Source organism: Agromyces aureus (assembly GCF_001660485.1).
GTDB classification, from domain to species: Bacteria; Actinomycetota; Actinomycetes; order Actinomycetales; family Microbacteriaceae; genus Agromyces; species Agromyces aureus.
This window is the reverse complement of the sequence record NZ_CP013979.1, coordinates 1,543,196-1,565,647: the sequence shown is the minus strand read 5'-3', so window position 1 is coordinate 1,565,647 and position 22,452 is coordinate 1,543,196. Positions and strand designations below refer to the sequence as shown.

The following is a 22,452-nucleotide window of genomic DNA, read 5'->3' as shown; positions in this document are numbered from 1 at the left end:
GACTGCTCAACTCCTGAGCCAGTCTTGTCGCGTTCCGGGTACTGGGTGCCCTCGTCCGGATGCCGCAGTGCGCGGCGTTCACATCAGCGTACCGGGGCATCCTGCTCAAACCCTGTGCAGTCGGCGCCGTGCGCGGCCGCCAGGCACCGTCGCCGTGCACGGCCGCAGCGCCGGTCAGACGTGCGCGACCTCGGCGAAGTGCTCGACCACGGGGAACGGCTCGTAGAAGCGGTGCAGCAGCGTGCGCCACTCGGCGTACTCGGGCGACCCGCGGAACCCGACCTCGTGCGCCTCGACGCTCGCCCACTGCACGAGCAGCAGGTACGTCGACGGCGACTCGACGCCGCGCGCGAGCGAGAGCTCGACGAACCCGGGCATCGACGCGATGAGGTGGCGGGCCTCGTCGAACGCTGCCTCGAACTCCTCCTCGAGACCGGGGATCACGGGCAGCAGGGCGTGTTCGAGGATCATCGGCCCAGCGTAGCCGTCGGCACCCGAGGCATCCTCGCGGTCTGATTGCTCCGCATTACGGATGCCGGCGGCGGGCGCCCACGGCATGACTAGCGTTGCCGTATGGCAGACCGCGAATACGGATTCAAGACCCGCGCCATCCACGCGGGCAACATCCCCGATCAGGTGACGGGCGCGCGCGCCCTCCCGATCTACCAGTCGAGTGCGTTCGTCTTCGACGACACGGCGGATGCCGCGGCGCGCTTCGCGCTGCAGAAGTACGGCAACATCTACTCGCGCCTCGCGAACCCCACCGTCGCGAGCTTCGAGGAGCGCGTCGCGAGCCTCGAAGGGGGGCTCGGCGCCGTCGCCACCGCCTCGGGCCTGAGTGCGCAGTACATCACGTTCGCGAGCCTCGCCGGTTCCGGCGACCACATCGTCGCCTCGGCGAACCTCTACGGCGGCTCGATCACCCAGCTGGATGTCACGCTCCGCCGCTTCGGCATCGACACGACGTTCGTGCGCTCCTCCGACCCGGCCGACTACGCGGCCGCGATCACCGACAAGACCAAGGCGCTCTTCGTCGAGACCATCGCGAACCCGTCGGGCGAGATCGCCGACCTCGAGGGCCTCGCCGACGTGGCGCACGCCCACGGCATCCCGTTCATCGTCGACTCGACGATCGCGACCCCCTACCTCAACCGCCCGATCGAGTGGGGCGCCGACATCGTCACGCACTCGGCCACGAAGTTCCTCGGCGGCCACGGCACGACCCTCGGCGGCGTCGTCGTCGAGTCGGGCCGCTTCCACTGGCACTCCGAGAAGTTCCCCCTCTTCGGCCAGCCGGTGCCGAGCTACGGCGGGCTCGAGTGGTCGGGCAACTTCGGCGAGTACGCCTTCCTGACGCGCCTGCGCGCCGAGCAGCTGCGCGACATCGGCCCCGCGCTCGCCCCGCACTCGGCCTTCCTGCTCGCGCAGGGCGTCGAGACGCTGCCGTACCGCATCCAGGCGCACATCGACAACGCCCGGGCGGTCGCCGAGTGGCTCGAGGCCGACCCGCGCATCGAGAACGTCTGGTGGGCGGGCCTGCCGAACCACCCGCACCACGACCGTGCGCAGAAGTACCTGCCGAAGGGCGCCGGCTCGGTGTTCAGCTTCGAGGTGAAGGGCGGCCGGGCCGTCGGCCAGACGCTCATCGAATCGGTCAACCTCGCCTCGCACCTCGCGAACATCGGCGACGCGAAGACGCTCATCATCCACCCGGCGTCGACGACGCACGCGCAGCTGACCGAGCAGCAGCTCGTCGACGCGGGCGTGCTTCCGGGCGTCGTGCGGATTAGCGTGGGCATCGAAGACGTTGAAGACATCATCGACGACCTCGACCAGGCCCTCACGGCCGCGACTGGAGCAGCACGATGAGCACTGCCACCGACACCGCACCCGACACGAGCACGCCCACGACGGATGCCGCGGCATCCGACCTCGAGACCGTTCGCCTCGTCAACGGCCTCTCGTGCGACCTGCCCGCCGACTCGCCGCTCGCGAAGCTGCTGAAGTCGCAGCGCACCTGGGTCGGGCCCGACGCCAAGCAGCGCCTCGCGATCCTGCGCGCCGCGAAGTCGGTCGCGATCGTCGGGGCATCGCCGAAGCCGCAGCGTTCGAGCTTCTTCGTGGGCACCTATCTGCAGCAGTCCAGTGACTACCGCCTCTACTTCGTCAACCCGATGGAGACCGAGATCCTGGGGCAGCCGGCCTACGCGAGCCTGAAGGACCTGCCCGAGGTACCCGACATCGTCGTGGTGTTCCGTCGCGGCAGCGACATCCCGAGCGTCATCGACGACGTCGTCGCCGTCGGTGCGAAGACCATCTGGGTGCAGCTCGGCATCTGGAACCAGGATGCCGCGTACTCCGGCGAGGAGCAGGGCCTCACGGTCGTCATGGACCGCTGCATCAAGGTCGAGCACGCCCGATTCCACGGCGGACTGCACCTGCTCGGCTTCGACACCGGTCAGATCACGGCGCGCAAGACGCTGCGCTGAGGCGCGGCACGCACGGCACCCACGCACGAGATGCCCCGGAACCGCTCGGTTCCGGGGCATCCGTCGTTCGATGCGGGCCGGGCTGCTCAGCCGCCCTTGCCGTGGAGCACGCGCGTGAACACGCCGTCGAACAGGAACAGCGCGAAGGCCGCCGACCCGATCAGCGGCGCGAGCACGACGACGGCGGCCGCGATGAAGAGGGCGCTGAGCGATCCCCGGCCGTAGGCGACGGCGTCGCTCAGCTCGAGGTCGGGCAGGATCGTCTCGCGGTGCCGCACCGCCCACGCCCACTGCAACCAGCTGCACAGGATGGCGAGGAAGAACGTGACCGGCATCGCGAGCCGGGCGGCCAGGAAGTCGGAGTACTCGGTCGTGAGGCTCGTCGCGAACGGCACGAGCACGATGAACAGCAGCCGCGCGTTGTTGAGCCAGACCATCGTCGCGTCGACGCGGGGAATGTGCTCGAACTGCTGCACGTGCACCATCCACAGCACGCAGAGCAGCACGAAGCTCAGCGCGAAGTTGGCCAGCAGCGGCCACGTTCCGCCGAGCGCGGACCACATCTGCGCGTCGGAGGTGACGTTGCCGAGCGAATGCGTCGTCAGGTCGAGCACGAGCAGCGTCGCCGCGATCGCGAAGACGCCGTCGGTGAAGGCCTCGAGCCGGGCCGTGCGCTGCGTCGCGGCCGGATGCCGTCGCTGCCTGATCGCCATGCGTACAGGGTAGCGACGCGGTGCCGTCGTGGGAGCGCTTGCCGCGCCGCGGATTCGCGCCGGGCCTGCGAACTCAACCGAGCCGCTGCAGCGCCCGCTCGCGACGCGCGGCCACCCGCGAACCGGACTCCTTGCGCGTCATGCGCCTGAGCACGACGGGCGCGAGCACGAGCCCGACGATCGCCCAGGCACCGAGCACGACCGCGGTCTCGACGGGTCGCCACGTGCCGCCGAGCTCGACGACCGCAGCCGAGTCGGGCAGCAGCGCCGAACGCATGCCGAGGCCGAGCCAGTAGACGGGGAACACCTGGGCGATCCAGGCCAGCCACGCGGGCAGCGCGGTGATCGGAGCGAAGACACCCGAGATCGCGATGAGCCCGAGCACCGGCAGCGAGAGGTAGCCGGCGCCGCGGGAGCTCGAGACGAGCGATCCGAGCACGGCCCCGATGCCCTGCGTCGCGAGCAGACCGAGCAGCACGATCCACGCGAACGTGAGCCAGGAGCCGGGGCGACCGAGCGCGAGCCCGTCGACGAAGCACAGGCCGGGCAGCAGCACGATCGCGAGGTACGCGAGGATCGTCGCCGAGATCTGCAGGAACTTGCCGACGAGGTATGCCGGAATGCCGTTCGGCGTGATCTTGGCGCGCAGGAGCGAACCGTCTTCACGGTCGGCGGCGAGCTGCTGCACCACGAGGAGCATGCCGAGCGCCACGAACATGCCGAGCGCACTCGGCAGGATGAACGTGTCGAGCGTGTAGCCGCCGCCGAGCGGCACGTCGCGCACGAGGAAGATCGCGACGAGCGTCACCACGGGCCAGAGCAGTTGGCCGATCAGCTCGACGCCGCTGAAGGCCTGTCGGAGTTCGATCCGCCCACGCACGAGTCCGGCTCGCGCTGCCGTCCGGGTGAGGGTCATCGGCCGGCTCCGGCCGCGGTGAGCGCCTCGCGTCGCGGTCGCGCCGCCTCGGCGGCCTGCACGAGCGCGAGGTAGGTGTCTTCGAGCGAGGCGCGCCGAACCTCGAGCTCGGTGATGCCGTGCTCGTGCTGCTCCAGCAGCCGCCGCACGAACGCCGTCGCGTCCGACCCGTGTCGGGTCAAGGGTCGCCCCTCGAACTTCCAGCGAACCTCGTCGTCGCCCACGATCTGTCGCGCCAGCTCGTCGGCGGTGCCGTCGGCGACGATGCGTCTCTCCGTGAGGATCGCGATGCGGTCGGCGAGCTCGTCGGCCTCGACGAGGTCGTGCGTCGTCAGCAGGACCGTCGCGTCGAACTCGCGGGTGATGCGGCGCACGAGCTCGTGGAAATCGCGACGCGCCTGGGGGTCGAGCCCCGCCGTGGGCTCGTCGAAGAAGACCAGCTCGGGGCATCCGACGAGACCGATCGCGACGTCGAGCCGGCGGCGCTGGCCGCCCGAGAGCGACTTCACCATGCGGTCGGACTGCTCGGCGAGCCCGACCGCGTCGAGGAGCGCGTCCGCGCTCCAGGGGCGCGGGACGGATTCGGTCGCGTAGGGCGCGGCGAGCGAGCCCTGGTACTCGAGCAGTTCGCGCACGCGCCACTTGGCGTGGTCGCGCCACGACTGCAGCACGATGCCCACCCGCGCGCGCCATCGCTCGTCGGCATGCTCAGGATCGACGCCGAGCACCTCGACGCGCCCTGCGGATCGCCGGCGCAGGCCCTCGAGGACCTCGATCGTGCTGGTCTTGCCGGCGCCGTTCGGGCCGAGCAGGGCCAGCACCTCGCCCCTGGCCACCTCGAACGACACGTCGCGGAGCACGTCGTGCGTGCCGTAGCGCATCTGCAGCCCGTCGACGGCGATCACCGGCCGATCGTCGTCGCGGCGCTCGCGACGGTCGCGGTTGCTCACCGGAGCGCCTCGAGGCGGGCGATGAGCGCAGCACGGTCGACGCCGGCGTAGGCGAGCGCCCGTGGCACCGTGCCGAGGTCGGCACGGAGCACGCCCACGAGCGCATCGGCGACGGCGAGTCCCTCGCGTTCGGCACGGGGGCGAGCACGCCGCACCCGGAAGTTGCCTCGGCTCAGGGCCTCGCGGATCGACGTCCCCCACCCGGGGCGTGCGTCACGGGCGGCGACGAGGCGTTCGTCGGCGACCGGCTCGATGCCCGCGGCGGCCAGCGAGCGCTCGCGTTCGACGCGCAGCGCGGCCTCGATGCCGTCGTGGTCGAGCCCCGCTTCGGCCAGCGTCGCGGCGGCGACATCGCCGCTCGCCGAGATGGCGAGGAGCAGGTGCTCGGCCTCGACCTTCGCCGCGCCGCGCCGCGCGGCCTCGTCGATCGCCCCGAGGACGACCGACTTCAGGGTCGCGCCGAGATCGTCGTGCAGCAGCTCAGGCATTGCGCCTCCTCAGGTCGAGCCCCGCGTTCTCGAGCCGCCGGTGGTGCTTCTTGTGCACGGCCTGACGCGTGACGCCGAGCGCCTCAGCGACCTGCGTCCAGCTCCAGCCGGCGCGCATTGCGCGTTCGACGGCGGCGTCCTCGAGCCGGTCGGCGAGGTCGCGCAGCGCGACGACGGCGGCGAGGTCGGTGGCCTCGGCTCCGGTCGGATCCGGGCTCGGCGTCGTCGACGGTGGTGGTGGCGGCGGTGGTGGCGGGGCCATGCAAGCAACCTATGTTGCTTAACCTCGGTTGTCAACCAGAGTTGCTTGTCGCAGTCCGGATGCCGCGGCATCCGTTCGCGCGCTACTCCCCCGACTCGCCCCAGAACGCGACGAGCGCGTCGGTGATCTGCTCGCGAACCTCGTCGTCGGGGATCGTCGCCACGCCGTCGCCCGGCTGCACGCCGTAGTTGCCGAAACTCGCGTGGTTCGCCCCGTCGATCTCGACGAACGTCGCGTCATCGGGCAGCAGGTGCGCGGCCGCGTCGATCTTGTCGGGCGTGCTGAGACCGTCTTCGCTGCCCGAGATGCTGAGCACGGCGAGGTCGCTGCCGCTGACGTCGTTCGAGCAGTAGGAGCCGAAGAACACGAGACCCGCGACGTCGGCATCCGGCTCCGCCGCCATCATGCACGCGCGCACCCCGCCGAGCGAGTGGCCGCCCACGTACCACTCGTCGACGTCGGGCGCGTGCGCCGTGAAGGTCGAGAGCGGTCGCTGGTCGAAGAACGCCAGGTTGAGCGTCGGCTTCGTGATGACCACGGTGGTGCCGGTCTCGGCGGCCGCATCGACGAGCTTCGCCATGTAGGCGTACGGGTCGACCTTGGCACCCGGGATGAACACGAGTCCGCGATCGGAGGTCTCGTCGACGGGCGTGATCACGACCGAGTCGTCGAACGATTCGATGCTCACCCGGTCATCCGTCCAGGCGTCGAGCGCCGCCGGACGTTCGCCCTGCATGACGGTGTTCGCCCAGACGAGGAACCCGACGACGAGCAGCACGAGCACGGTCAGCACCGCCAGCAGCACGCGGATGACGCGGCGGCCCGTCGATCGATCGGCGGCGGGCTCGTGCGAGGCGGCGTTCGTCATGCTCCGAGTCTCGCAGGCCGCACGCCGGGCGGCGTCAGCCTTTCGGTCGGTTCCGGTGCTGGCATGGTCGCGTCGTGCCGGCCGGTCGCCCCGAGTCAGCGGCGTTCGACGCGGTTGCCCTCACCGCTCACGCGCACCGGCTGCGGGTCGTTGCCCGCCTCGACGTCGTTGTCGTTGCCGGCGATCTCGACCGACCCGACGGTGTCGGCCTCGACGCTGTTGTCATTGCCGGCGATCGAGATCGACGCGATCGTGCGCGCCTCGACGTCGTTGTCGTCGCCCTTGATCGTGACCGCCCCGAACTCCGAGCTCGACTCCACGTCGTTGTCGCGGCCCTCGATCGAGAGCGACGTCGTCGCCCCCATGCGCACGTCGAGGTCGTCGCCGCGCACGACCACCTCGGCGCAGTCGCCGGCCACGTCGTAGCGCACGTCGCGCCCGTCGAGCGTGACGCTCGCGGAATCCGTGCACGAGACCTGCTCGCGGCCCCCCATCGGCGCCCCGGTGCCGCTGGAATCCCGAGCATCGCGAGAGCCGCCCGCGCCCGGGAACGCGCACCCGGCGAGCAGGAGCACTCCGGCAAGCGCAGCCGCCGTCTTCAGGTACGTCTTCATGTCATCCCCCTTCGACCCAGCCTAGACAGCGATCGCCTGCGCCACCGCGCGCAAGGCGGAGCCCCGGCCCGCGGAGTCGCGCGGGTAGGCTCGTGCCGTGCCGCACTCCGCCCCCGCCGAGCCGCCCCGCGTGCGGGTGCTCGGTCCGATCTCGATCGAGGGACCCGACGGCGCTCGAGTCGAACCGCCCGGCGCGCTCGCGAAGGCGCTCATCGCCGTGCTCGCGGTGCTGCCGCGCGAGGCCGGCGGCGGGGTCGGGGTCGATGCGATCGTCGACGAGCTCTGGGGCGACGCGCAGCCCCGCAATGCCAGGGCCGCGCTGCAGACGCTCGTCAGCCGGCTCCGGGCCGTCGCCGCCGACGGCGTGCTGCGCTCGGTTCCCGGCGGGTACGCGCTCGGCGTCGATGCAGGGCAACTCGACCTCGCGCTCGCGCTCGAGGTGTCGACGGATGCCGCGGCAGAACCGCTCGCGCTCGACCACGCCCTGGCGCTCTGGCGCGGCGAGCCCGGCACCGACCTGGGCGACGCCCCGATCGCGGAGGCGCTCGCCGAGCGGGCGGCGGCCGCGAGATCCGCGTTGCTCGAGCACCGTGCGCGCGTGCGCGCCGAGTCGGGCGACCACGCGGGCGCTGCGGCCGACCTCGAGGTGCTGCTCGGCATGCACCCGCTCAACGAGCAGCTCGTGGAGTCGAGGCTCCGCGAGCTCGCGGCATCCGGTCGTCGTGCCGATGCCCTGGCGACGTTCGCGACGTTCAAGGATCGCCTGGCCGACGAGCTGGGCGTCTCGCCGTCGGCGCGGCTCGTCGCGGCGAACGCCGAACTGCTGCGCGACGAGTCCGCGCCGACGCCCGCCGCCGCGCCGCGCCGACGGGTGGGCGTGCGCGCCGCGCCGAACGAGCTCATCGGCCGTGACGACGACCTCGTCGCGGTCGAGGCCGCGCTCCGCGGACACCGGCTCGTGACGATCCTCGGGCCCGGCGGACTCGGCAAGACGCGCCTCGCGCAGGAGATCGCGCAGCGCTCAGAGGCGCCGACGGTCGTCGTGGTCGAGCTCGCGAGCGTGCGCACCGACGACGACGTCGCGCTCGCGCTCGGCTCGGCGCTCGGCATCCGAGAGGCGAGCGCCGGCCAGCGCATCGGCGAGGCGCCCGTCGTGCGCCGCGACATCCGCACGCGGATCGCGGAGTCGCTCGCCGAGCGACCCACCCTGCTCGTGCTCGACAACTGCGAGCAGATCGTCGACGGCGTCGCGACGTGGACCTCCGAGCTGCTCGCGGCCGTGCCGACGCTGCAGGTGCTCGCGACGAGCCGCAGTCCGCTCGCGATCGGCGCCGAGCAGGTGTACCCGCTCGCGACCCTCGCGACCCTGCTCGAAACCGGCGACCTCGAGACCGAGCCGGGCCCGGCGGCCCGCCTGTTCCTCGAACGGGCGAGGGCGGCCCGCCCCGCGGCATCCCTCCCCCTCGACGTCGTGCAGCGCCTCTGCGACCGGCTCGACGGCCTGCCGCTCGCGATCGAGCTCGCGGCGGCCCGGGTGCGATCGATGAGCGTCGAGCAGATCGAGGCGAGGCTCGCCGACCGGTTCACGCTGCTCGCGAGCGGTGATCGGTCGGCACCCGAGCGCCAGCGCACACTGGCCGCGGTCATCGAGTGGAGCTGGGCCCTGCTGACGCCGGCCGAGCAGGCCGCCCTGCCACGACTCGCGTGGTTCGTCGACGGCTTCGCGGCCGAGGCCGCCGAGGCGGTGCTCGGCACCTCCGACGCCGTCTGGGTGCTCGACGGGCTCATCGCGCAGTCGCTGCTCGCGGTCGCCGACGACGCGCTCGGACAGCCGCGGTTCCGCATGCTCGAGACCGTCCGCGAGTTCGGCCAGGTGCGGCTCGACGAGGGCGAACGCGACGAGGTCGCGACGGCCATGGCCGACTGGGCCTCGGCGTTCGCGCGCCATTGCCTCCGCAACCTGCGCGGCGCCGCGCAGTTGCGCACCTTCGCGGCGATCGCGGTCGAGCAGGACAACCTCGTCGCCGTGCTGCGCGCGGCGATCGAGCGCCGCGACGCCCCGACGATCACCTCGGTGTTCGCCGCGCTCGGCTACTTCTGGACCGTGCGGAGCGCGCACTCCGAGATCCTCGCCCTGAGCGACGCCGTGCTCGAGGCGACGAGGGGCAGCCGACCGGATGCCGCGCACGCCGAGGCGGCGACGCTCGGCCTCATCCTCATCGCCGGCACGAACTTCGCCGCGGACACACCGATCGGCCTGCGCGCCCTCGCCCGCCTGCGCGCGGTCGCGAAGCTCGGGCATCCGGCGGCACCGTGGATCGCCGCCATCAGCGGGTTCCTGCTCGCGATGCCCGACCTGGCGCGGGCGAGCGCCCTCATCGCCGAGATGAGCGACGCCGACGACCCCGAGACCGCCCTGCTCGCCAACATCCTGCAGTCGCAGTTCACCGAGAACGAGGGCGAACCCGCGCAAGCCGCCGAGCACGCCCTGCGCACGCACGAGCTCGCCGGGGAGGTCGGCGACGCCTGGGCCTCCGCCATGTCGGCGCTCATGCTCGCCGAGCTCGCCGGGCAGCGCGGCGCCTCCGACGAGGCGCTGGAGTGGGCCACCGAGGCTCGCGCGGGCATGGTGCGGCTCGAGGCGACGCAGGACCTGCTGCAGATCGACTGGATGATCACGAGCCACCTGATCTCCGCCGGCCGCCTCGACGAGGCCGAGACCCGGCTCGTCGTGCAGGCCGCTGACGACCGCATCACGAGCGACGGCATTCCGCAGGCCATGACCGCCGAACTCGGACTCGTCGAGATCGCACGACTCCGCGGCGACACCGAGCTCGCGCTCGAACGCGTGCCGCGCGTGCTCGCACAGTTCACGGTCGCGCGCCAGCGCTCCTCGCCGTGGTACCAGATCATGCACGCCACGCTCGTCTCGGGCGGCGTGCAGTCGGGCTGGCCAGAGGGCCGCATCGCCGCCTGGGCCGAGCTGATGCGCAGGCGCACGGTCGCCGCGCTCCGCGTGCGCGGGGACTACTTCACCGACCGCCCGGTGCTCGGCACCGTCGCCGCCGCGTGGAGTGCGTGGGCCGTGCGACACCCCGCACTTCGCGAGCGCGCCGTCGAGACGTTCGCGCTCGCCGAGGTGCTGCACTCCCGCCAGGACCTCCCGGCACTGCGGCTCGAGAACATCGCCGTGGTGATCGCCGACCACGCGGGCGTCGAGCGCCTCGCCGCCGCGCGTGCCGCGGCATCCGTGCTCTCGAATGCCGAACGCACGGAACGGGCTCGCGCGCTGATCGCGGAGCCCGTTCCGTTGCCGCCGGTCGAGTAGGACGAAGCGCGCCCGACCGGTTCGGTGTCACGCCTTGCGCATGTACGCCCGCACGGTGAGCGGTGCGAACACCGCGACGATGACGGCCGCGCCGAGGAGCGAGAGCCAGGCGTCGCCGCCGAAGGTGCCGGCGTCGAAGAGCTCGCGCACCGCGGTGACGAGGTGCGACACCGGGTTGATGTTCACGAACCACTGCAGCCAGTCGGGCATGGTGTCGGCCGGCACGAACGCGTTCGAGAGGAACGTGAGCGGGAACAGCACGAGCATCGAGATGCCCTGCACGCTCGAGGCGGTGCGCGCGATCACGCCGAAGAAGGCGAAGATCCAGCTGATGGCCCACGAGCAGGCGATGACGAGCACCGCACCGCCGATGACGCCGGCCGGGCCGCCGTCGGGGCGGAGGCCCATGATGAAGCCCATCGTGATGGTGAGCGTCGTCGCGATGAGGTAGCGCACGGTGTCGGCGAGCAGCGCGCCCGAGAGCGGGGCGATGCGGGCGATGGGCAGTGACCTGAACCGGTCGAACACGCCCTTGTCCATGTCCTCGCGCAGCTGCGTGCCGGTCACGATCGACGTCGTGATGACCGTCTGCACCAGGATGCCCGGGATGATGATCGGCAGGTAGCTCTGCACGTCGCCGGCGATCGCGCCGCCGAAGATGTACGTGAACATGAGCGTGAAGATGATCGGCTGGAGCGTCACGTCGAACAGCTGCTCGGGCGTGCGCTTGATCTTCAGCAGGCCGCGGTACGCCATCGTGAACGTGTGCGAGATGGTCTCGGGGATCGAGACCCGGTTCTTCAGGGTGCGGTCGGCACCCGGGGTGATCGGCGACGCGGTGGTCGCCTTCGAGGACTGGGTCGTCTGCGAGGACGGCGTGGTCGTGGTCATGCGCGGCTCCCTTCGAGCTCGGCGGAGGCATCGGACTCGGCGTCGACGGTGTCGACGCCATGCCCGGTGAGCGTGAGGAACACCTCGTCGAGCGTCGGCTTCTGCACGCTCATCTCGGCGAGGTGGATGCCTTCGTCGCGGAGCGTCACGAGCAGCTCGATGACGAGGTCGGGGTTGTTCATGGGTGCCGTGACGCGTCCGGCCTCGGGCGAGACGGTCGCCGCGACGCCGAGCACGCGCTGGATCGCGACGCGCACGTCGTCGGCGTCGGCGGGGCTCGCGAGGCGCAGCTCGAGGGTCGATTCCCCGACCGACGCCTTGAGCTCGTTCGCGGTGCCCTCTGCGACGACGCGGCCGCGGTCGATGACCGCGATGCGGTCGGCGAGCTGGTCGGCCTCGTCGAGGTACTGCGTCGTGAGCAGCACGGTCGAGCCCGACGACACGAGTCGGCGGATCGTCTCCCACATCTGGATGCGGGTGCGCGGGTCGAGGCCCGTGGTCGGCTCGTCGAGGAAGATGAGCGGGGGCTGGGCGATGAGGCTCGCGGCGAGGTCGAGGCGCCGACGCATGCCGCCCGAGAAGTTCTTCAACGGGCGCTTGGCAGCGTCGGTCAGCCCGAACTCCTCGAGGAGCTCGTCGGACTTGCGACGCGAAGCCGAACCGCTCAGGCCGTGCAACCGCGAGAACAGGTAGAGGTTCTCGCTCGCCGAGAGGGTCTCGTCGACCGAGGCGTACTGCCCGGTGACGCCGATGAGCTGGCGCACGACCTGCGACTCGCGCTGCACGTCGTGGCCGAAGATGCGGGCGCTGCCGCCGTCGGGTCGCAGCAGGGTCGCGAGCATGGAGATGGTGGTGGTCTTGCCGGCGCCGTTCGGGCCGAGCACGCCGTAGACGGTGCCGGTCGCGACGCGGAGGTCCACGCCGTCGACGGCGCGGTTGGATCCGAAGGTCTTCACGAGGCCCTCGGCCTCGACGGCCCAGCCGCGGGCGGCGGTGGTGTCGTGTGAAGTGAATGTGGTCATGTCGTCCATGTTCGGCGCGACCGCTCACAGGCGGCTTGCACGGCGCTGACATGGCCGGCGTCCCGGTGTGAGCGCGGATGCCGCGTGAAGGCGGTGTTGCGTCGCGACCCCGATCCGCGCGAACACCCTGCGCGCAGACGCGCGAGCACGCAGGATCCTGCACGCTCCCGGCGAATGCGTGCACGGTCTGCGGCGTACCCTTGATCCTGTGACAGCGTTCGTCTCGGCCCTCGATCTCTTCTCGATCGGCATCGGCCCCTCGAGTTCGCACACCGTCGGTCCCATGCGGGCCGCCAGAGCCTTCGCCGACCGGCTCGTCGACGAGGGCGTCCTCGATCACGTCGCCCGCGTCACGTGCACGCTCTTCGGCTCGCTCGGCGCCACCGGACTCGGCCACGGCACGCCCGATGCCGTCGTCGCCGGCCTCCGCGGCCTGCGGCCCGACGACTGCGACCCCGACGACGTGCGCAACGCGTGGACCACGCTCGGCGAGGGTGCCGAGGTGCTGCTCGCGGGGCGGCATCCGATCGTCATGTCGACTGAAGACGTGGCGTTCGCGCCGCGCACGCGCCTGCCGGGGCACCCGAACGCGATGACCCTGCAGGCCTGGCGCGGCGACGACCCGTTGCCGCTCGTCGAGGAGACGTACTACTCGGTCGGCGGCGGGTTCATCCGGCGCGACGGCGACGCCCCTCAGGAGTCCGAGGTCGTGCGCTACCCGCTCGCATACTCGAACGCCGCCGAGCTGCTCGAGCTCTGCGAGCGGCACGGGGTGTCGATGTGCGACATCGTGCGCGCGAACGAGGTCGCCCTGCACGGTGACGAGGGCATCGATGCCGGACTCGACGCGATCTGGGCGGCCATGGCCGTGTGCGTCGACCACGGGCTCGACACCGCGGGCACGCTGCCAGGCGGCCTCGGCGTCAAGCGCCGCGCACCCGACGTGCGCCGTCGTCTCGAGGAGTACGAGCGCGACGAGGCCGCGCATCCGGGCGCCCGCGACACGTCGACCGAGTGGCTGCACGCGTTCGCGCTCGCCGTGAACGAGGAGAACGCCTCGGGCGGGCGCGTCGTCACGGCGCCCACGAACGGCGCCGCGGGCATCATCCCCGCGGTCGGCCACTACTACCTGCGCTTCGTCCCCGGTGCGGATGCCGCCGGCATCCGCCGATTCCTGCTCACGGCCGCGGCGATCGCCTCGCTCGTCAAGCGCAACGCCTCGATCTCGGGCGCCGAGGGCGGCTGCCAGGCCGAGGTCGGATCCGCGTGCGCGATGGCCGCCGGCGCGCTCTGCGCGGTGCTCGGCGGCACGCCCCGCCAGGTCGAGAACGCGGCAGAGATCGCCATGGAGCACCACCTCGGCCTCACGTGCGACCCCGTCGGCGGCCTCGTGCAGGTGCCGTGCATCGAGCGCAACGCGATCGCGTCGTCGACCGCGGTCTCGGCCGCGCGCCTCGCGCTGCACGGCGACGGCACGCACCTCGTCTCGCTCGACACGGTCATCGAGACCATGCGCCAGACGGGCCTCGACATGAAGTCGAAGTACAAGGAGACGAGCCTCGGCGGGCTCGCCGTCAACGTCGTCGAGTGCTGAGCGGGCGGCCACGGCCGTCCCGAGCCGAGACCGGCCCGCCCAGGTTCCGGTGTCGCCGCCTCAGCAGGCGCAGGTGATGCCGGTGTCGATCGTCGTGACGGATGCCGCGGCTCCGGTCATGGCATCCGCCCCCGTGAGCCCGGCCGGCGCGACGTTCGTGAGCCCGTCCGGCAGGCGCTGCGCGAGTCCGTCGGCGGTGTCGAACGCGAAGCCCTCGCGCACCCAGTACTCGAAGCCGCCGATCATCTCCTTCACGGGGTAGCCGAGCGTCGCGAACTCGAGCGCCGAACGGGTCGCGCCGTTGCATCCGGGCCCCCAGCAGTACACGACCACGGGCGTGCCGACCGGGACGACGGATGCCGCGCGCTCGCCGATGTCGCGGCGGGGCAGGTGCACGGCGCCCGGCACGTGACCCTGCGCCCAGGCGGCGTCGTTGCGCGTGTCGATGAGCACGAACGGTTCGCCGTCGTCGAGTGCGGCGTGCACGTCGGAGACGTCGGCCTCGAAGCCGAGGCGTCCGCGGAAGTGCACGATCGCGTCGATCGGGGATGCGACGTGCTCGAACAGGGTTGCGGTGGCCGTATGTTGCGTCATGCCTCGATGCTGCCACCGGGGAGCGCCCCAACGGTCATGAAATCCGGACGCCGACCCGCGACATCCGGCCACCCCGTCATTGCTCAGGCGGGCGTCAGGAACGCGGTCGCCGCCGCCGCGAGTGCGGCCAGGTCGTCGACGTGCGAGAGCTCGCGCGCGGAGTGCATCGACAGCAGCGGCGTGCCGACGTCGACCGTGCGGATGCCGAGTCGCGTCGCGCTCAGCGGACCGATGGTCGACCCGCACGGGATCGCGTTGTTCGACACGAACGGCTGGAACCGCACGCCCGCCTGCTCGCACGCGCGCGCCCACAGCGCCGAGCCGTGCGCGTCGGTGGCGTACTTCTGGTTGGCGTTGAGCTTCAGCAGCGGGCCGTCGCCGAGGTGCGGGCGGTTCACGGGATCGTGCCGCTCGGGGTAGTTCGGGTGCACGGCGTGGCCGGCGTCCGACGAGAGCAGCCACGAGGCGGCGAACGCGCGACGGCGGTCGTGCTCGTCGGCACCGAGGCCCCCCGCGATGCGCGCGAGCACGTCGACGAGGAACGGGCCGCTCGCGCCCGAGCGGGACTCCGACCCGAGCTCCTCGTGGTCGAAGGCGGCGAGCACGCTGACATGGTCGGATGCCGCGTCGTCGCCGGCCGCGAGCAGCGCGACGAGTCCGGCGTGCACCGAGGTCAGGTTGTCCTGCCGCCCGGCGGCGAAGAACACGTCGTCGAGGCCGAACCGTGCGGGAGCTGCGGTGTCGGCGACGAGCACGTCGTGACCGGCGATGTCCTGCACGTGCAGGCCCGCGATGCCCGCGAGATGACCGAGGACGTCGCCGAGCAGGCCTGTGCCCCAGATCGGCTGCACGTGACGCTGGCGGTCGAGCGTCAGGCCCTTGTTCGCCTCGCGGTCGAGGTGGATCGCGAGCTGCGGAATGCGCAGCAGCGGGCCGGAGCGCACGAGGTGCTCGGAACCGTCCGCGGTGACGAGGCGTCCGGCGAGCTCGAGCTCGCGGTCGAGCCAGGAGTTCAGCAGCGGCCCGCCGTAGACCTCGACGCCTGCCTGCAGCACGCCCTCGGAACTCGTCGAGGCGCCCGGCTTCAGCTTGAACGACGGCGAGTCGGTGTGCGCGCCGATGATGCGGTACGGGCTCGTCGCCGTCGCGGCTTCGGGCTGCACCCAGGCGATGACGGCGCCGTCGCGCACGACCACGCGTCGACCGGGGCCGGTCGGCCACTCGTCGCGCTCGTCGAGCCGCTCGAACCCCGCGACGACGAGGCGATCGGCGACCGCTGCGGCCGCGTGGTACGACGACGGCGATTCGCGGATGAAGGCGGAGAGGTCTTCGATGTGGGCGTCGCGCTCGAGCTGGGGCATGCCTCAATCCAACACCGTGTCCGCGGCCGACGCGAACCGGTGCCGACGCACGTCAGGCGAAGCGCACGCTCTGCTGGAGGCGCGTGCGTACCTCCATGACCTCGGCGCCACCGATGAACGGCGACCCCGGGATGCCCTCGCGGATCGCGCTCGCGACGCGCGACGCCCGCACGAGCACGACGACCGCACCGCGGTTCGTGCCGCCGACCTGCAGCGGCTCCTCGGCGAACTCGTCGGGCACGACGACGATGAGTCCGGTCGGCTTGACCTTCGCCGCGCGGCCGATGGCCTTGGCCCTGGCGGCCAGCGCGCGGATCGGCCGCTCCCCGGCGAGCGCCTCGCCGACGAGCTCGCCGCGACGGAAGGTCACCGGCCCTCCCCAGTCCTCGGACTGGATGGCGAACAGGCCGGTGGGGCCGAGCACGAGATGGTCGAGCTTGGGCGGAAGACCGTGGCCCGCGGCATCCGTCGCCAGATCGTGCCAGACCGTGAATGCGATGCCGAGCGTCGAGAGCGAGCGGGCCGTCGCCTCCTCGGCGAGCGCGTCGGCGAGCAGGTGCCGGATCTCGCGGGGCGCGCGGCGCACGAGCGTCGGATCGTAGGGGTCGGGGATCTCGTCGCCGAGCCCGACCCATTCGCGGATGCCGTCGAGGTAGCGCTGACGGGTGAGCCCGCCGGGATGGCCGTACGAGCGCGCGAGCGGGCGCGAGTCGCGCGGCGGGCGCGGTGGGGCCGGAGCCCAGGTCGCGCGGGTCGGCTCGGCCATGGACTCGGCGCTCCGACCGCCCCGGTCGAACGCAGCCCGTGCGGCGGGCGTGCCGACGAGCGTCCACGCGCGCTGCACGGCGTCGAACTGCGTCGTCGATCCCCCGGTGTCGGGATGCGCGTGCCGGAGCGCGCGGCGGTAGGCGCGACGGAGTTCGTCGTCGTTCGCGTCGGCGCGGACCCCGAGCACCTCGTACGGTGAGGCGGAGAGCGGACTGTCGGGCATTGGCTCGCTTTCGTTGTGCGCAGACGACATTACCGCCGTCTCGCTGCACGTCAGCGGAACGACGGATGCCGCGTCGACGACGCCGGACTCGCGCACTCCCGTGCGGCGCACGGGAGCGGCTCTCCGCCTGGAGAGCCGCGCCCGTGCCGCCGGTCAGCCGACGGCGAGCGTCGAGTTCGAGCCCAGCGCGATCGTGGCGTACCCGCTCAACTGACCGGTGACGAGTACGGCGATGTTCTTGCCCTTCTGGGCGGAGGTGAGCGTGAAGGTCGGCGCCGTGGCGCCGCTGATCTCCGTGCCCGACGCGTACCACGTGTAGGTGAACGTCATGCCCGTGGTCCAGGTGCCGGGGTTCACCGTCAACGTCGACCCGACCTTCGCGGTGCCGGAGAGAACCGGCTGCGTCGTCGTGGTGACCTTCGGGGTGGCCGCCGAGGTCTTCGTCACGGTCGGGTGTCCTGAGAGCGTGCCCGTCAGCGCGACGGTGATCGGCTTGCCGGCCTGCGCAGCAGTCAACGTGAACGTCGACTTGGTGGCCCCGCTGATCGCCGCGCCCGACGCGTACCACTGATAGGAGAACGCCGTCCCCGTGGTCCACGTGCCGGTCTGCACCGACACGGTCGAACCCACGAAGAACCGACCGGAGGGCTCAGGGGTCGTCGCGATCGCGACCTTCAGCGTCGTGGCGGACGACTTCGACACGGTCGGATACCCGGCCAGCGTGCCCGTCACGGTCACGGTGATCTGCTTGCCGACCTGCGCATTCGTCAGGGTGAACGTCGACGCCGTCGCTCCGCTGATCGCCGTCCCGGCCGCGTTCCACTGGTAGGCGAGCGCCGTGCCCGTCGTCCACGTTCCCGGCGTCGCCGTCAACGTCGAGCCGACCGTCGCGGTGCCGGACACGATCGGCGTCGCCGCCGCCGCGACCTTCGCAGTCGCGACCGATGCCTTGGACACCGTCGTGTAGCCCGACAGCGTGCCCGTCACCGTCACGGTGATCTGCTTGCCGACCTGCGCGCTCGTCAACGCGAACGTCGACGCCGTCGCGCCGCTGATCGCCGCACCCGATGCCGACCACTGGTAGGAGAACGCCGTTCCGGTGGTCCAAGTGCCCGTCTTCGCGGTCAACGTCGAGCCGACCGTGGTCGTGCCCGAGATCGTCGGCACGGCCGTGGTCGAGACCTTGGTCGTCGCTGCCGTCGTCTTCGTGATCGTCGGGTAGCCCGACAGCGTGCCCTTGACCGCGACCGTGATGGTCTTGCCCGCCTGGGCGCTGGTCAGGGCGAACGTCGAGGCGGTCGCGCCGCTGATCGCCGTGCCCGACGCGGACCACTGGTACGAGAACGCCGTTCCCATCGTCCAGGTGCCGGGCGTCGCCGTCAAGGTCGAGCCGACGGCCGCCGTGCCCGTGATCGCGGGCGTGCCGGCCGTCGCGACCTTCGCCGTCTCCGACGACGGCCGCACCGCGCGCGTGTTGCCGCCGACCTTGCCGGTGACCGTGACGCTCATGGTCTTGCCGGCCTGCGCACTCGTCGGCTTGAAGGTCGACGCCGTCGCGCCGCTGATCGCCGTGCCCGATGCCGACCACTGGTACGTGAGCGCAGTACCCGCGGTCCACGTACCGGGCGTGGCCGTCAGGGTGGAGCCGACCGCGACCGTTCCCGAGATCGTCGGCGTCGCGGCCGTGAACCCGTCGGCCTGCGACGGGCCGATGCCCGTGCTGCGTGCCGACGCCGGCTCGTACCCGGGCAGGGCGCCCGTCACGAGCACGTAGAGGAGCCGGCCCTGCTGCGCCGCCGTCAGGGTGAAGGTCTTGCCCGTCGCGCCGGCGATGTCGCCGTTGCCGGTGTACCACTGGTAGGTGAGCACCGTGCCCGTCGGCCAGACTCCGGGCACGGCCGTCAGGGTCGACCCGGTGACCGTGGTGCCGGTGACCGTCGGGGCGCCGGGCGCGATCAGGCCCTTCGAGACGGTGCCGAGTTCGGCCGTGTCGGCAGCGGGCACGTATCCGGCCTTGGTGCCGGTGACGCGCACGCTGAGCTGCGTGCCGAGCCGGTCGGCCGTGGGGGTGTACGTCGACGCGGTCGCGCCGGCGATCGCCGTGCCGTTGGCGAACCACTGGTACGACACCGCGTCGGGCTGGGTCTGCCAGGTCGCCGCGACCTGCACGACCGAGCCGACCTGTCGCGAGCCGCTGACGCTCAGGGCGGGCGTCGACAGCGATGCCGAGACGTTGACGTCGACGCCGGTCACGGCCTGGCCCGAGACGAGCTCGATGCGGGTGGCCGAGTCGAGGTCGGCCTTGAGCTTCCAGTACACGTCGCGGAAGACGCCCGTGTTGAACTGCAGGGCGTACGTGCCCGGGCGAAGGCCGGCGAGCCGGAAGGCGCCATCGGCATCGACGTGCGTGTACGCGGCCTGCGACCACGCGCCAGCGGCGTCGGCGCGATGCGCGATGACGTTGGCACCGCCGGCCGGAACGCCCGTGAGCGTGCCCGCGATCGTGGACTCCGCGACGAGCGTCGCGTCGATGCCCGTGGCCCGCTGGCCGGCGGTCACCGTCACGGTCTTCGCCGAGGCGAAGTCGACCGCGCCCCCGTACCACCCGGGCAGCACCGAGGGCGCGTTCCACGCCCGGAACTCGAGCTTGTAGGTGCCGGCCGCCAGCCCCGACACGACGAAGTCGCCCTGAGGGGTGATCGATCCGCCCATGGAGCTGTTGTCCACCGAGGCCTCGAACACGCCGACCGAGAGGCCCGCGGTGGCGGGGTCGACGCCCGCCGGCAGGGTGATGCGCCCCGAGATGCTCGACGTCCCGGTGCCGATCGCCCCATGCGCGGGCTGCGCCGAGAACGCGATGGCCGACATGACGAGCGCGATCACCGCGCTCATGACGACCCAGGCGCGTCGGCGCGTGGTCACGAAAGCGTTCACAGGGTGCCTCCCAGCATTGCGATGCGTCCCGGTGCCACCATCGGCACGGGCACGACGTCGGGCCGGTCTCGACGGCCGGCTGCAGTCATTGAACCACAGCCGGAGAGCGGTCTCCGATTCGATCGGGCCGAGATGACGATCGGTGATTCCCGGTCAGTGCCGACACGGGTGCGCCTCCGCGCCGCCTCCCTCGCCTGAGGTTTCCTCGACGATAGACTCCGGCCGGGCGGCGAGGGCCGCGGACGGAGGCCAACCATGATCGAGGTCAACTACTGGGCCGTGCTCCTCGCGACGCTCTCGACGATGATCGTCGGCTCGTTCTGGTACACGCCGGCGGTGTTCGGCAACTACTGGATGCGCGTCGCGAAGGTCGACATGGAGGATCGCAGCGCCGTCGGCCCGATCCTCACCACGCTCCTGGTGAGTTTCATCTCGGCGTGGGTGCTCGCGGTCGCCGTCACGGTCGTGTGGACGGCGCTCGGCGGCAGCTTCCTGCTCGTGGCGCTCACGACCGCGCTGCTCGGCTGGGCCGGGTTCACGGCGGCGCGCTTCATCACGCACGACGCGTTCGAGGGGCGGCCGGCAGGCCTCACCATCCTGAACATCGCGCACGAGCTCGTGACGTTCGTCGTCATGGGCCTGATCATCGGCGCGTGGCCGCCGGCCGGCACGGTCTGACGCACCTCACTCCGCGAAGCGCAGCATCCCGTCGTCGACGAGCGTGCGCACGGCGGGCAGCAGCTCTGCGGCGAGCGCCGCGGCATCCACCTCGAGCAGGTGCGCGATCGCGGCGATGATCTGCCCGACCTCGAGGTCGCCGTCGCAGGCGCCCACGAGGGCCGCGAGGCCGGTGTCGAGCGTGATCGCGCGCCCGAACCCGCCGCCCTGGCGCAGCACCATCGCGGTCGGGTTCTCGTCGCCTGGCCAGTGGTGGCGTTCCTCGGTGACGTCGGGCGCGATCACGAGCCGGGAGCGAGCCAGATCGGCATCGTCGAGTACGACCTGCGCGTCGTGCGCGGCGAGGCACTCCGACAGGTGCGCGCCGAGCGTGTTGCCATCGCCGCCGAGCGGCCCGTGCAGGCGCTCGAGTCGCGCCAGTCGCGTGGCGTCGGATGCCGCGGGCCGCCGCAGCAGCACGTAGCCGAAGCCGACCTGGCGCACGCCGCGTTCGGCGAAGTCGTCGAGCCAGGCGTCGTAGAGCCGGTCGAAGTCGGCGCCGGGCCGGGTGCCGCCGTCGCGGATCCACGTCTCGGCGTACTCGGTGACGTGCTGCACCTCGCGTTCGACGATCCAGTGGTCGAGGCCGCTCCGCTCGACCCAGTCGGCGACGCGGTCGAAGGCGTCGTCCCGTCCGCGGTACTCCCAGTTGCCGAGCAGCTGGGCGACCCCACCGGGCTCGAGGTGCGCGCCGATCCCGGTGATCACGGCCTCGACGATGCCGTCGCCGACCATTCCGCCGTCGCGGTACTCGTACTCCGGCACGCCGTCGCGGCGCGGCGTGATGACGAACGGCGGGTTCGAGACCACGCGGTCGAACCGTTCGCCGGCGACCGGTTCGAAGAGGCTCCCGAGGCGGAACTCGACGCCGTCGATGCCGTTCAGCTCCACGTTCATGCGCGCGATCTCGAGGGCCCGCTCCGAGATGTCGGTCGCGACGATGCGCTCGGCGAACCGCGACGCGTGCATCGCCTGGATGCCGCATCCGGTGCCGACGTCGAGCACGCTGGCCGCGGCATCCGGAATCATGAGGCCCGACAGCGTCGTCGACGCCCCGCCGACGCCGAGCACGTGGCGCTCGCCGAGTGCGTGGCCGAGCGAGAGTTCGCCGAGGTCGGAGAGGATCCACCAGTGCCCGGTGCCGCGGGCGTCGGTGAAGGCGTACGGCCGCAGGTCGAGCAGGGGGCGGATGCCGGTGGCCGCCGCCGCAGCGCCCTCGCCGTCGGTGGCGCTCGTCGGCTCCGCCGCCGGGCCGACGAGGCCGAGCTCGATCGCCCCGTCGACGCCGAGCCCGGGCAGGGCGTGGGCGAGCTCGTCGCGCGGAACCGCGAGCCCGAGCACGAACAGCTCGGCGAGGGTCGCGAGATCCGCGGATGCCGCGTGCTCGGCGCGCCGGGCGTCGAGCACCCGCCGTGCTGGCACGCGCTGCGCGCGATGCAGGGCGGCCGCAGCCTCGGCACCCCAGAGCGACTCGAGCGACGCGACGTGGAATCGCGCGGATTCGAGGTCGTCTCTGAGCAGCCCGAGCAACTCGCTTCGACGCCCGGCCGTCGCGGTGCCGATGCGATCGGGGTCGGAGGCGTGGTGCGCGTTCATCCGTCCATTCAACCGCACGCCGTCCGCAGGCGACCGGCGTCATCGGGCGTCACGCCCGTGACATCCGATGTCCATCTGGGGAGTCGTCCCGTAACCCGCGCGACACACGGCCCCCGTAGCGTTG

20 protein-coding genes and 1 riboswitch are annotated in these 22,452 nt (G+C 72.0%); of the genes, 5 read left to right on the top strand and 15 right to left on the bottom strand.

The window, feature by feature from the left end; all coding sequences use genetic code 11:
* Nucleotides 1-14 precede the first annotated feature (14 nt).
* Nucleotides 15-81, bottom strand: a riboswitch (guanidine-III (ykkC-III) riboswitch).
* Nucleotides 82-174: 93 nt separating this feature from the next.
* Nucleotides 175-471 (bottom strand): antibiotic biosynthesis monooxygenase family protein, encoded by a 297-nt coding sequence (locus tag ATC03_RS06680; protein WP_067874677.1) that lies wholly within the window; start codon nt 469-471, stop codon nt 175-177.
* Between the two features lie 102 nt (nt 472-573).
* Here ATC03_RS06680 and ATC03_RS06675 point away from each other — a divergent pair, with 102 nt between their 5' ends.
* Together ATC03_RS06675 and ATC03_RS06670 are read left to right on the top strand one after the other, a co-directional pair.
* On the top strand, nt 574-1,869 hold the full coding sequence (locus ATC03_RS06675) for an O-acetylhomoserine aminocarboxypropyltransferase/cysteine synthase family protein (protein ID WP_067874676.1): 1,296 nt from the start codon (nt 574-576) through the stop codon (nt 1,867-1,869).
* Nucleotides 1,866-2,489, top strand: coding sequence for a CoA-binding protein (locus ATC03_RS06670; protein ID WP_084003348.1), 624 nt, complete (start codon nt 1,866-1,868; stop codon nt 2,487-2,489). The genes ATC03_RS06675 and ATC03_RS06670 overlap by 4 nt, the downstream gene beginning before the upstream one ends.
* 86 nt (nt 2,490-2,575) lie before the next feature.
* On the opposite strand, the gene ATC03_RS06665 is transcribed toward ATC03_RS06670, so the two are convergent.
* The 7 genes from ATC03_RS06665 to ATC03_RS06635 form a co-directional block, all read right to left on the bottom strand.
* On the bottom strand, nt 2,576-3,202 hold the full coding sequence (locus tag ATC03_RS06665) for a TMEM175 family protein (protein ID WP_067874673.1): 627 nt from the start codon (nt 3,200-3,202) through the stop codon (nt 2,576-2,578).
* Nucleotides 3,203-3,275: 73 nt separating this feature from the next.
* Nucleotides 3,276-4,118: an ABC transporter permease gene (locus tag ATC03_RS06660; protein WP_067874670.1), complete on the bottom strand. Its 843-nt coding sequence runs from the start codon at nt 4,116-4,118 to the stop codon at nt 3,276-3,278.
* Nucleotides 4,115-5,068 (bottom strand): ABC transporter ATP-binding protein, encoded by a 954-nt coding sequence (locus ATC03_RS06655; RefSeq protein WP_227820251.1) that lies wholly within the window; start codon nt 5,066-5,068, stop codon nt 4,115-4,117. Before ATC03_RS06655 ends, ATC03_RS06660 begins: the two co-directional genes overlap by 4 nt.
* Nucleotides 5,065-5,556: a Clp protease N-terminal domain-containing protein gene (locus ATC03_RS06650; protein ID WP_067874667.1), complete on the bottom strand. Its 492-nt coding sequence runs from the start codon at nt 5,554-5,556 to the stop codon at nt 5,065-5,067. The genes ATC03_RS06655 and ATC03_RS06650 overlap by 4 nt, the downstream gene beginning before the upstream one ends.
* On the bottom strand, nt 5,549-5,818 hold the full coding sequence (locus tag ATC03_RS20940; RefSeq protein ID WP_067874663.1) for a helix-turn-helix domain-containing protein: 270 nt from the start codon (nt 5,816-5,818) through the stop codon (nt 5,549-5,551). The genes ATC03_RS06650 and ATC03_RS20940 overlap by 8 nt, the downstream gene beginning before the upstream one ends.
* 82 nt (nt 5,819-5,900) lie before the next feature.
* Complete coding sequence (locus ATC03_RS06640; protein WP_067874661.1) at nt 5,901-6,686, bottom strand: alpha/beta hydrolase; 786 nt, start codon at nt 6,684-6,686, stop codon at nt 5,901-5,903.
* 95 nt (nt 6,687-6,781) lie between these two features.
* Nucleotides 6,782-7,300: a DUF3060 domain-containing protein gene (locus ATC03_RS06635; RefSeq protein ID WP_067874657.1), complete on the bottom strand. Its 519-nt coding sequence runs from the start codon at nt 7,298-7,300 to the stop codon at nt 6,782-6,784.
* Between the two features lie 97 nt (nt 7,301-7,397).
* Here ATC03_RS06635 and ATC03_RS06630 point away from each other — a divergent pair, with 97 nt between their 5' ends.
* Nucleotides 7,398-10,628, top strand: a complete 3,231-nt coding sequence (locus tag ATC03_RS06630) for an AfsR/SARP family transcriptional regulator (protein ID WP_067874653.1) — start codon at nt 7,398-7,400, stop codon at nt 10,626-10,628.
* Nucleotides 10,629-10,655: 27 nt separating this feature from the next.
* Here the strand turns inward: ATC03_RS06630 and ATC03_RS06625 are convergent, their stop codons facing one another.
* Nucleotides 10,656-11,519 (bottom strand): ABC transporter permease, encoded by an 864-nt coding sequence (locus tag ATC03_RS06625; protein WP_067874650.1) that lies wholly within the window; start codon nt 11,517-11,519, stop codon nt 10,656-10,658.
* Nucleotides 11,516-12,541 (bottom strand): ATP-binding cassette domain-containing protein, encoded by a 1,026-nt coding sequence (locus ATC03_RS06620; protein WP_067881622.1) that lies wholly within the window; start codon nt 12,539-12,541, stop codon nt 11,516-11,518. The genes ATC03_RS06625 and ATC03_RS06620 overlap by 4 nt, the downstream gene beginning before the upstream one ends.
* A 208-nt stretch (nt 12,542-12,749) precedes the next feature.
* Here ATC03_RS06620 and ATC03_RS06615 point away from each other — a divergent pair, with 208 nt between their 5' ends.
* A complete protein-coding gene (locus ATC03_RS06615) occupies nt 12,750-14,135 on the top strand; it encodes an L-serine ammonia-lyase (protein ID WP_067874646.1) in 1,386 nt (461 codons plus the stop codon).
* Between the two features lie 60 nt (nt 14,136-14,195).
* On the opposite strand, the gene ATC03_RS06610 is transcribed toward ATC03_RS06615, so the two are convergent.
* The 4 genes from ATC03_RS06610 to ATC03_RS20535 all read right to left on the bottom strand — a co-directional run bounded on the left by ATC03_RS06610 (nt 14,196) and on the right by ATC03_RS20535 (nt 20,015).
* Entirely contained in the window at nt 14,196-14,729 is a 534-nt protein-coding gene (locus ATC03_RS06610) for a rhodanese-like domain-containing protein (RefSeq protein ID WP_067874642.1), read from the bottom strand.
* An 83-nt stretch (nt 14,730-14,812) separates the two neighbouring features.
* Nucleotides 14,813-16,090, bottom strand: coding sequence for a M18 family aminopeptidase (locus tag ATC03_RS06605; RefSeq protein WP_067874638.1), 1,278 nt, complete (start codon nt 16,088-16,090; stop codon nt 14,813-14,815).
* Between the two features lie 52 nt (nt 16,091-16,142).
* On the bottom strand, nt 16,143-17,081 hold the full coding sequence (locus ATC03_RS06600) for a DnaJ domain-containing protein (RefSeq protein WP_067874635.1): 939 nt from the start codon (nt 17,079-17,081) through the stop codon (nt 16,143-16,145).
* 153 nt (nt 17,082-17,234) lie between these two features.
* Complete coding sequence (locus ATC03_RS20535) at nt 17,235-20,015, bottom strand: beta strand repeat-containing protein (RefSeq protein WP_067874632.1); 2,781 nt, start codon at nt 20,013-20,015, stop codon at nt 17,235-17,237.
* A 255-nt stretch (nt 20,016-20,270) separates the two neighbouring features.
* Here ATC03_RS20535 and ATC03_RS06590 point away from each other — a divergent pair, with 255 nt between their 5' ends.
* The gene (locus tag ATC03_RS06590) at nt 20,271-20,693 is read left to right on the top strand and encodes a DUF1761 domain-containing protein (protein ID WP_067874628.1); all 423 of its coding nucleotides are present in this window, start codon (nt 20,271-20,273) and stop codon (nt 20,691-20,693) included.
* A gap of 6 nt (nt 20,694-20,699) precedes the next feature.
* Here the strand turns inward: ATC03_RS06590 and ATC03_RS06585 are convergent, their stop codons facing one another.
* Nucleotides 20,700-22,328, bottom strand: a complete 1,629-nt coding sequence (locus ATC03_RS06585; RefSeq protein WP_067874625.1) for a DUF7059 domain-containing protein — start codon at nt 22,326-22,328, stop codon at nt 20,700-20,702.
* Between the last annotated feature and the right edge of the window lie 124 nt (nt 22,329-22,452).

Coding starts and splice junctions, on each gene's coding strand:
- ATC03_RS06680 (WP_067874677.1), bottom strand. CDS start 471: ATGATCCTCGAACACGCCCTGCTGCCCGTGATCCCCGGTCTCGAGGAG.
- ATC03_RS06675 (WP_067874676.1), top strand. CDS start 574: ATGGCAGACCGCGAATACGGATTCAAGACCCGCGCCATCCACGCGGGC.
- ATC03_RS06670 (WP_084003348.1), top strand. CDS start 1,866: ATGAGCACTGCCACCGACACCGCACCCGACACGAGCACGCCCACGACG.
- ATC03_RS06665 (WP_067874673.1), bottom strand. CDS start 3,202: ATGGCGATCAGGCAGCGACGGCATCCGGCCGCGACGCAGCGCACGGCC.
- ATC03_RS06660 (WP_067874670.1), bottom strand. CDS start 4,118: ATGACCCTCACCCGGACGGCAGCGCGAGCCGGACTCGTGCGTGGGCGG.
- ATC03_RS06650 (WP_067874667.1), bottom strand. CDS start 5,556: ATGCCTGAGCTGCTGCACGACGATCTCGGCGCGACCCTGAAGTCGGTC.
- ATC03_RS20940 (WP_067874663.1), bottom strand. CDS start 5,818: ATGGCCCCGCCACCACCGCCGCCACCACCACCGTCGACGACGCCGAGC.
- ATC03_RS06640 (WP_067874661.1), bottom strand. CDS start 6,686: ATGACGAACGCCGCCTCGCACGAGCCCGCCGCCGATCGATCGACGGGC.
- ATC03_RS06635 (WP_067874657.1), bottom strand. CDS start 7,300: ATGAAGACGTACCTGAAGACGGCGGCTGCGCTTGCCGGAGTGCTCCTG.
- ATC03_RS06625 (WP_067874650.1), bottom strand. CDS start 11,519: ATGACCACGACCACGCCGTCCTCGCAGACGACCCAGTCCTCGAAGGCG.
- ATC03_RS06620 (WP_067881622.1), bottom strand. CDS start 12,541: ATGACCACATTCACTTCACACGACACCACCGCCGCCCGCGGCTGGGCC.
- ATC03_RS06610 (WP_067874642.1), bottom strand. CDS start 14,729: ATGACGCAACATACGGCCACCGCAACCCTGTTCGAGCACGTCGCATCC.
- ATC03_RS06605 (WP_067874638.1), bottom strand. CDS start 16,090: ATGCCCCAGCTCGAGCGCGACGCCCACATCGAAGACCTCTCCGCCTTC.
- ATC03_RS06600 (WP_067874635.1), bottom strand. CDS start 17,081: ATGCCCGACAGTCCGCTCTCCGCCTCACCGTACGAGGTGCTCGGGGTC.
- ATC03_RS06590 (WP_067874628.1), top strand. CDS start 20,271: ATGATCGAGGTCAACTACTGGGCCGTGCTCCTCGCGACGCTCTCGACG.
- ATC03_RS06585 (WP_067874625.1), bottom strand. CDS start 22,328: ATGAACGCGCACCACGCCTCCGACCCCGATCGCATCGGCACCGCGACG.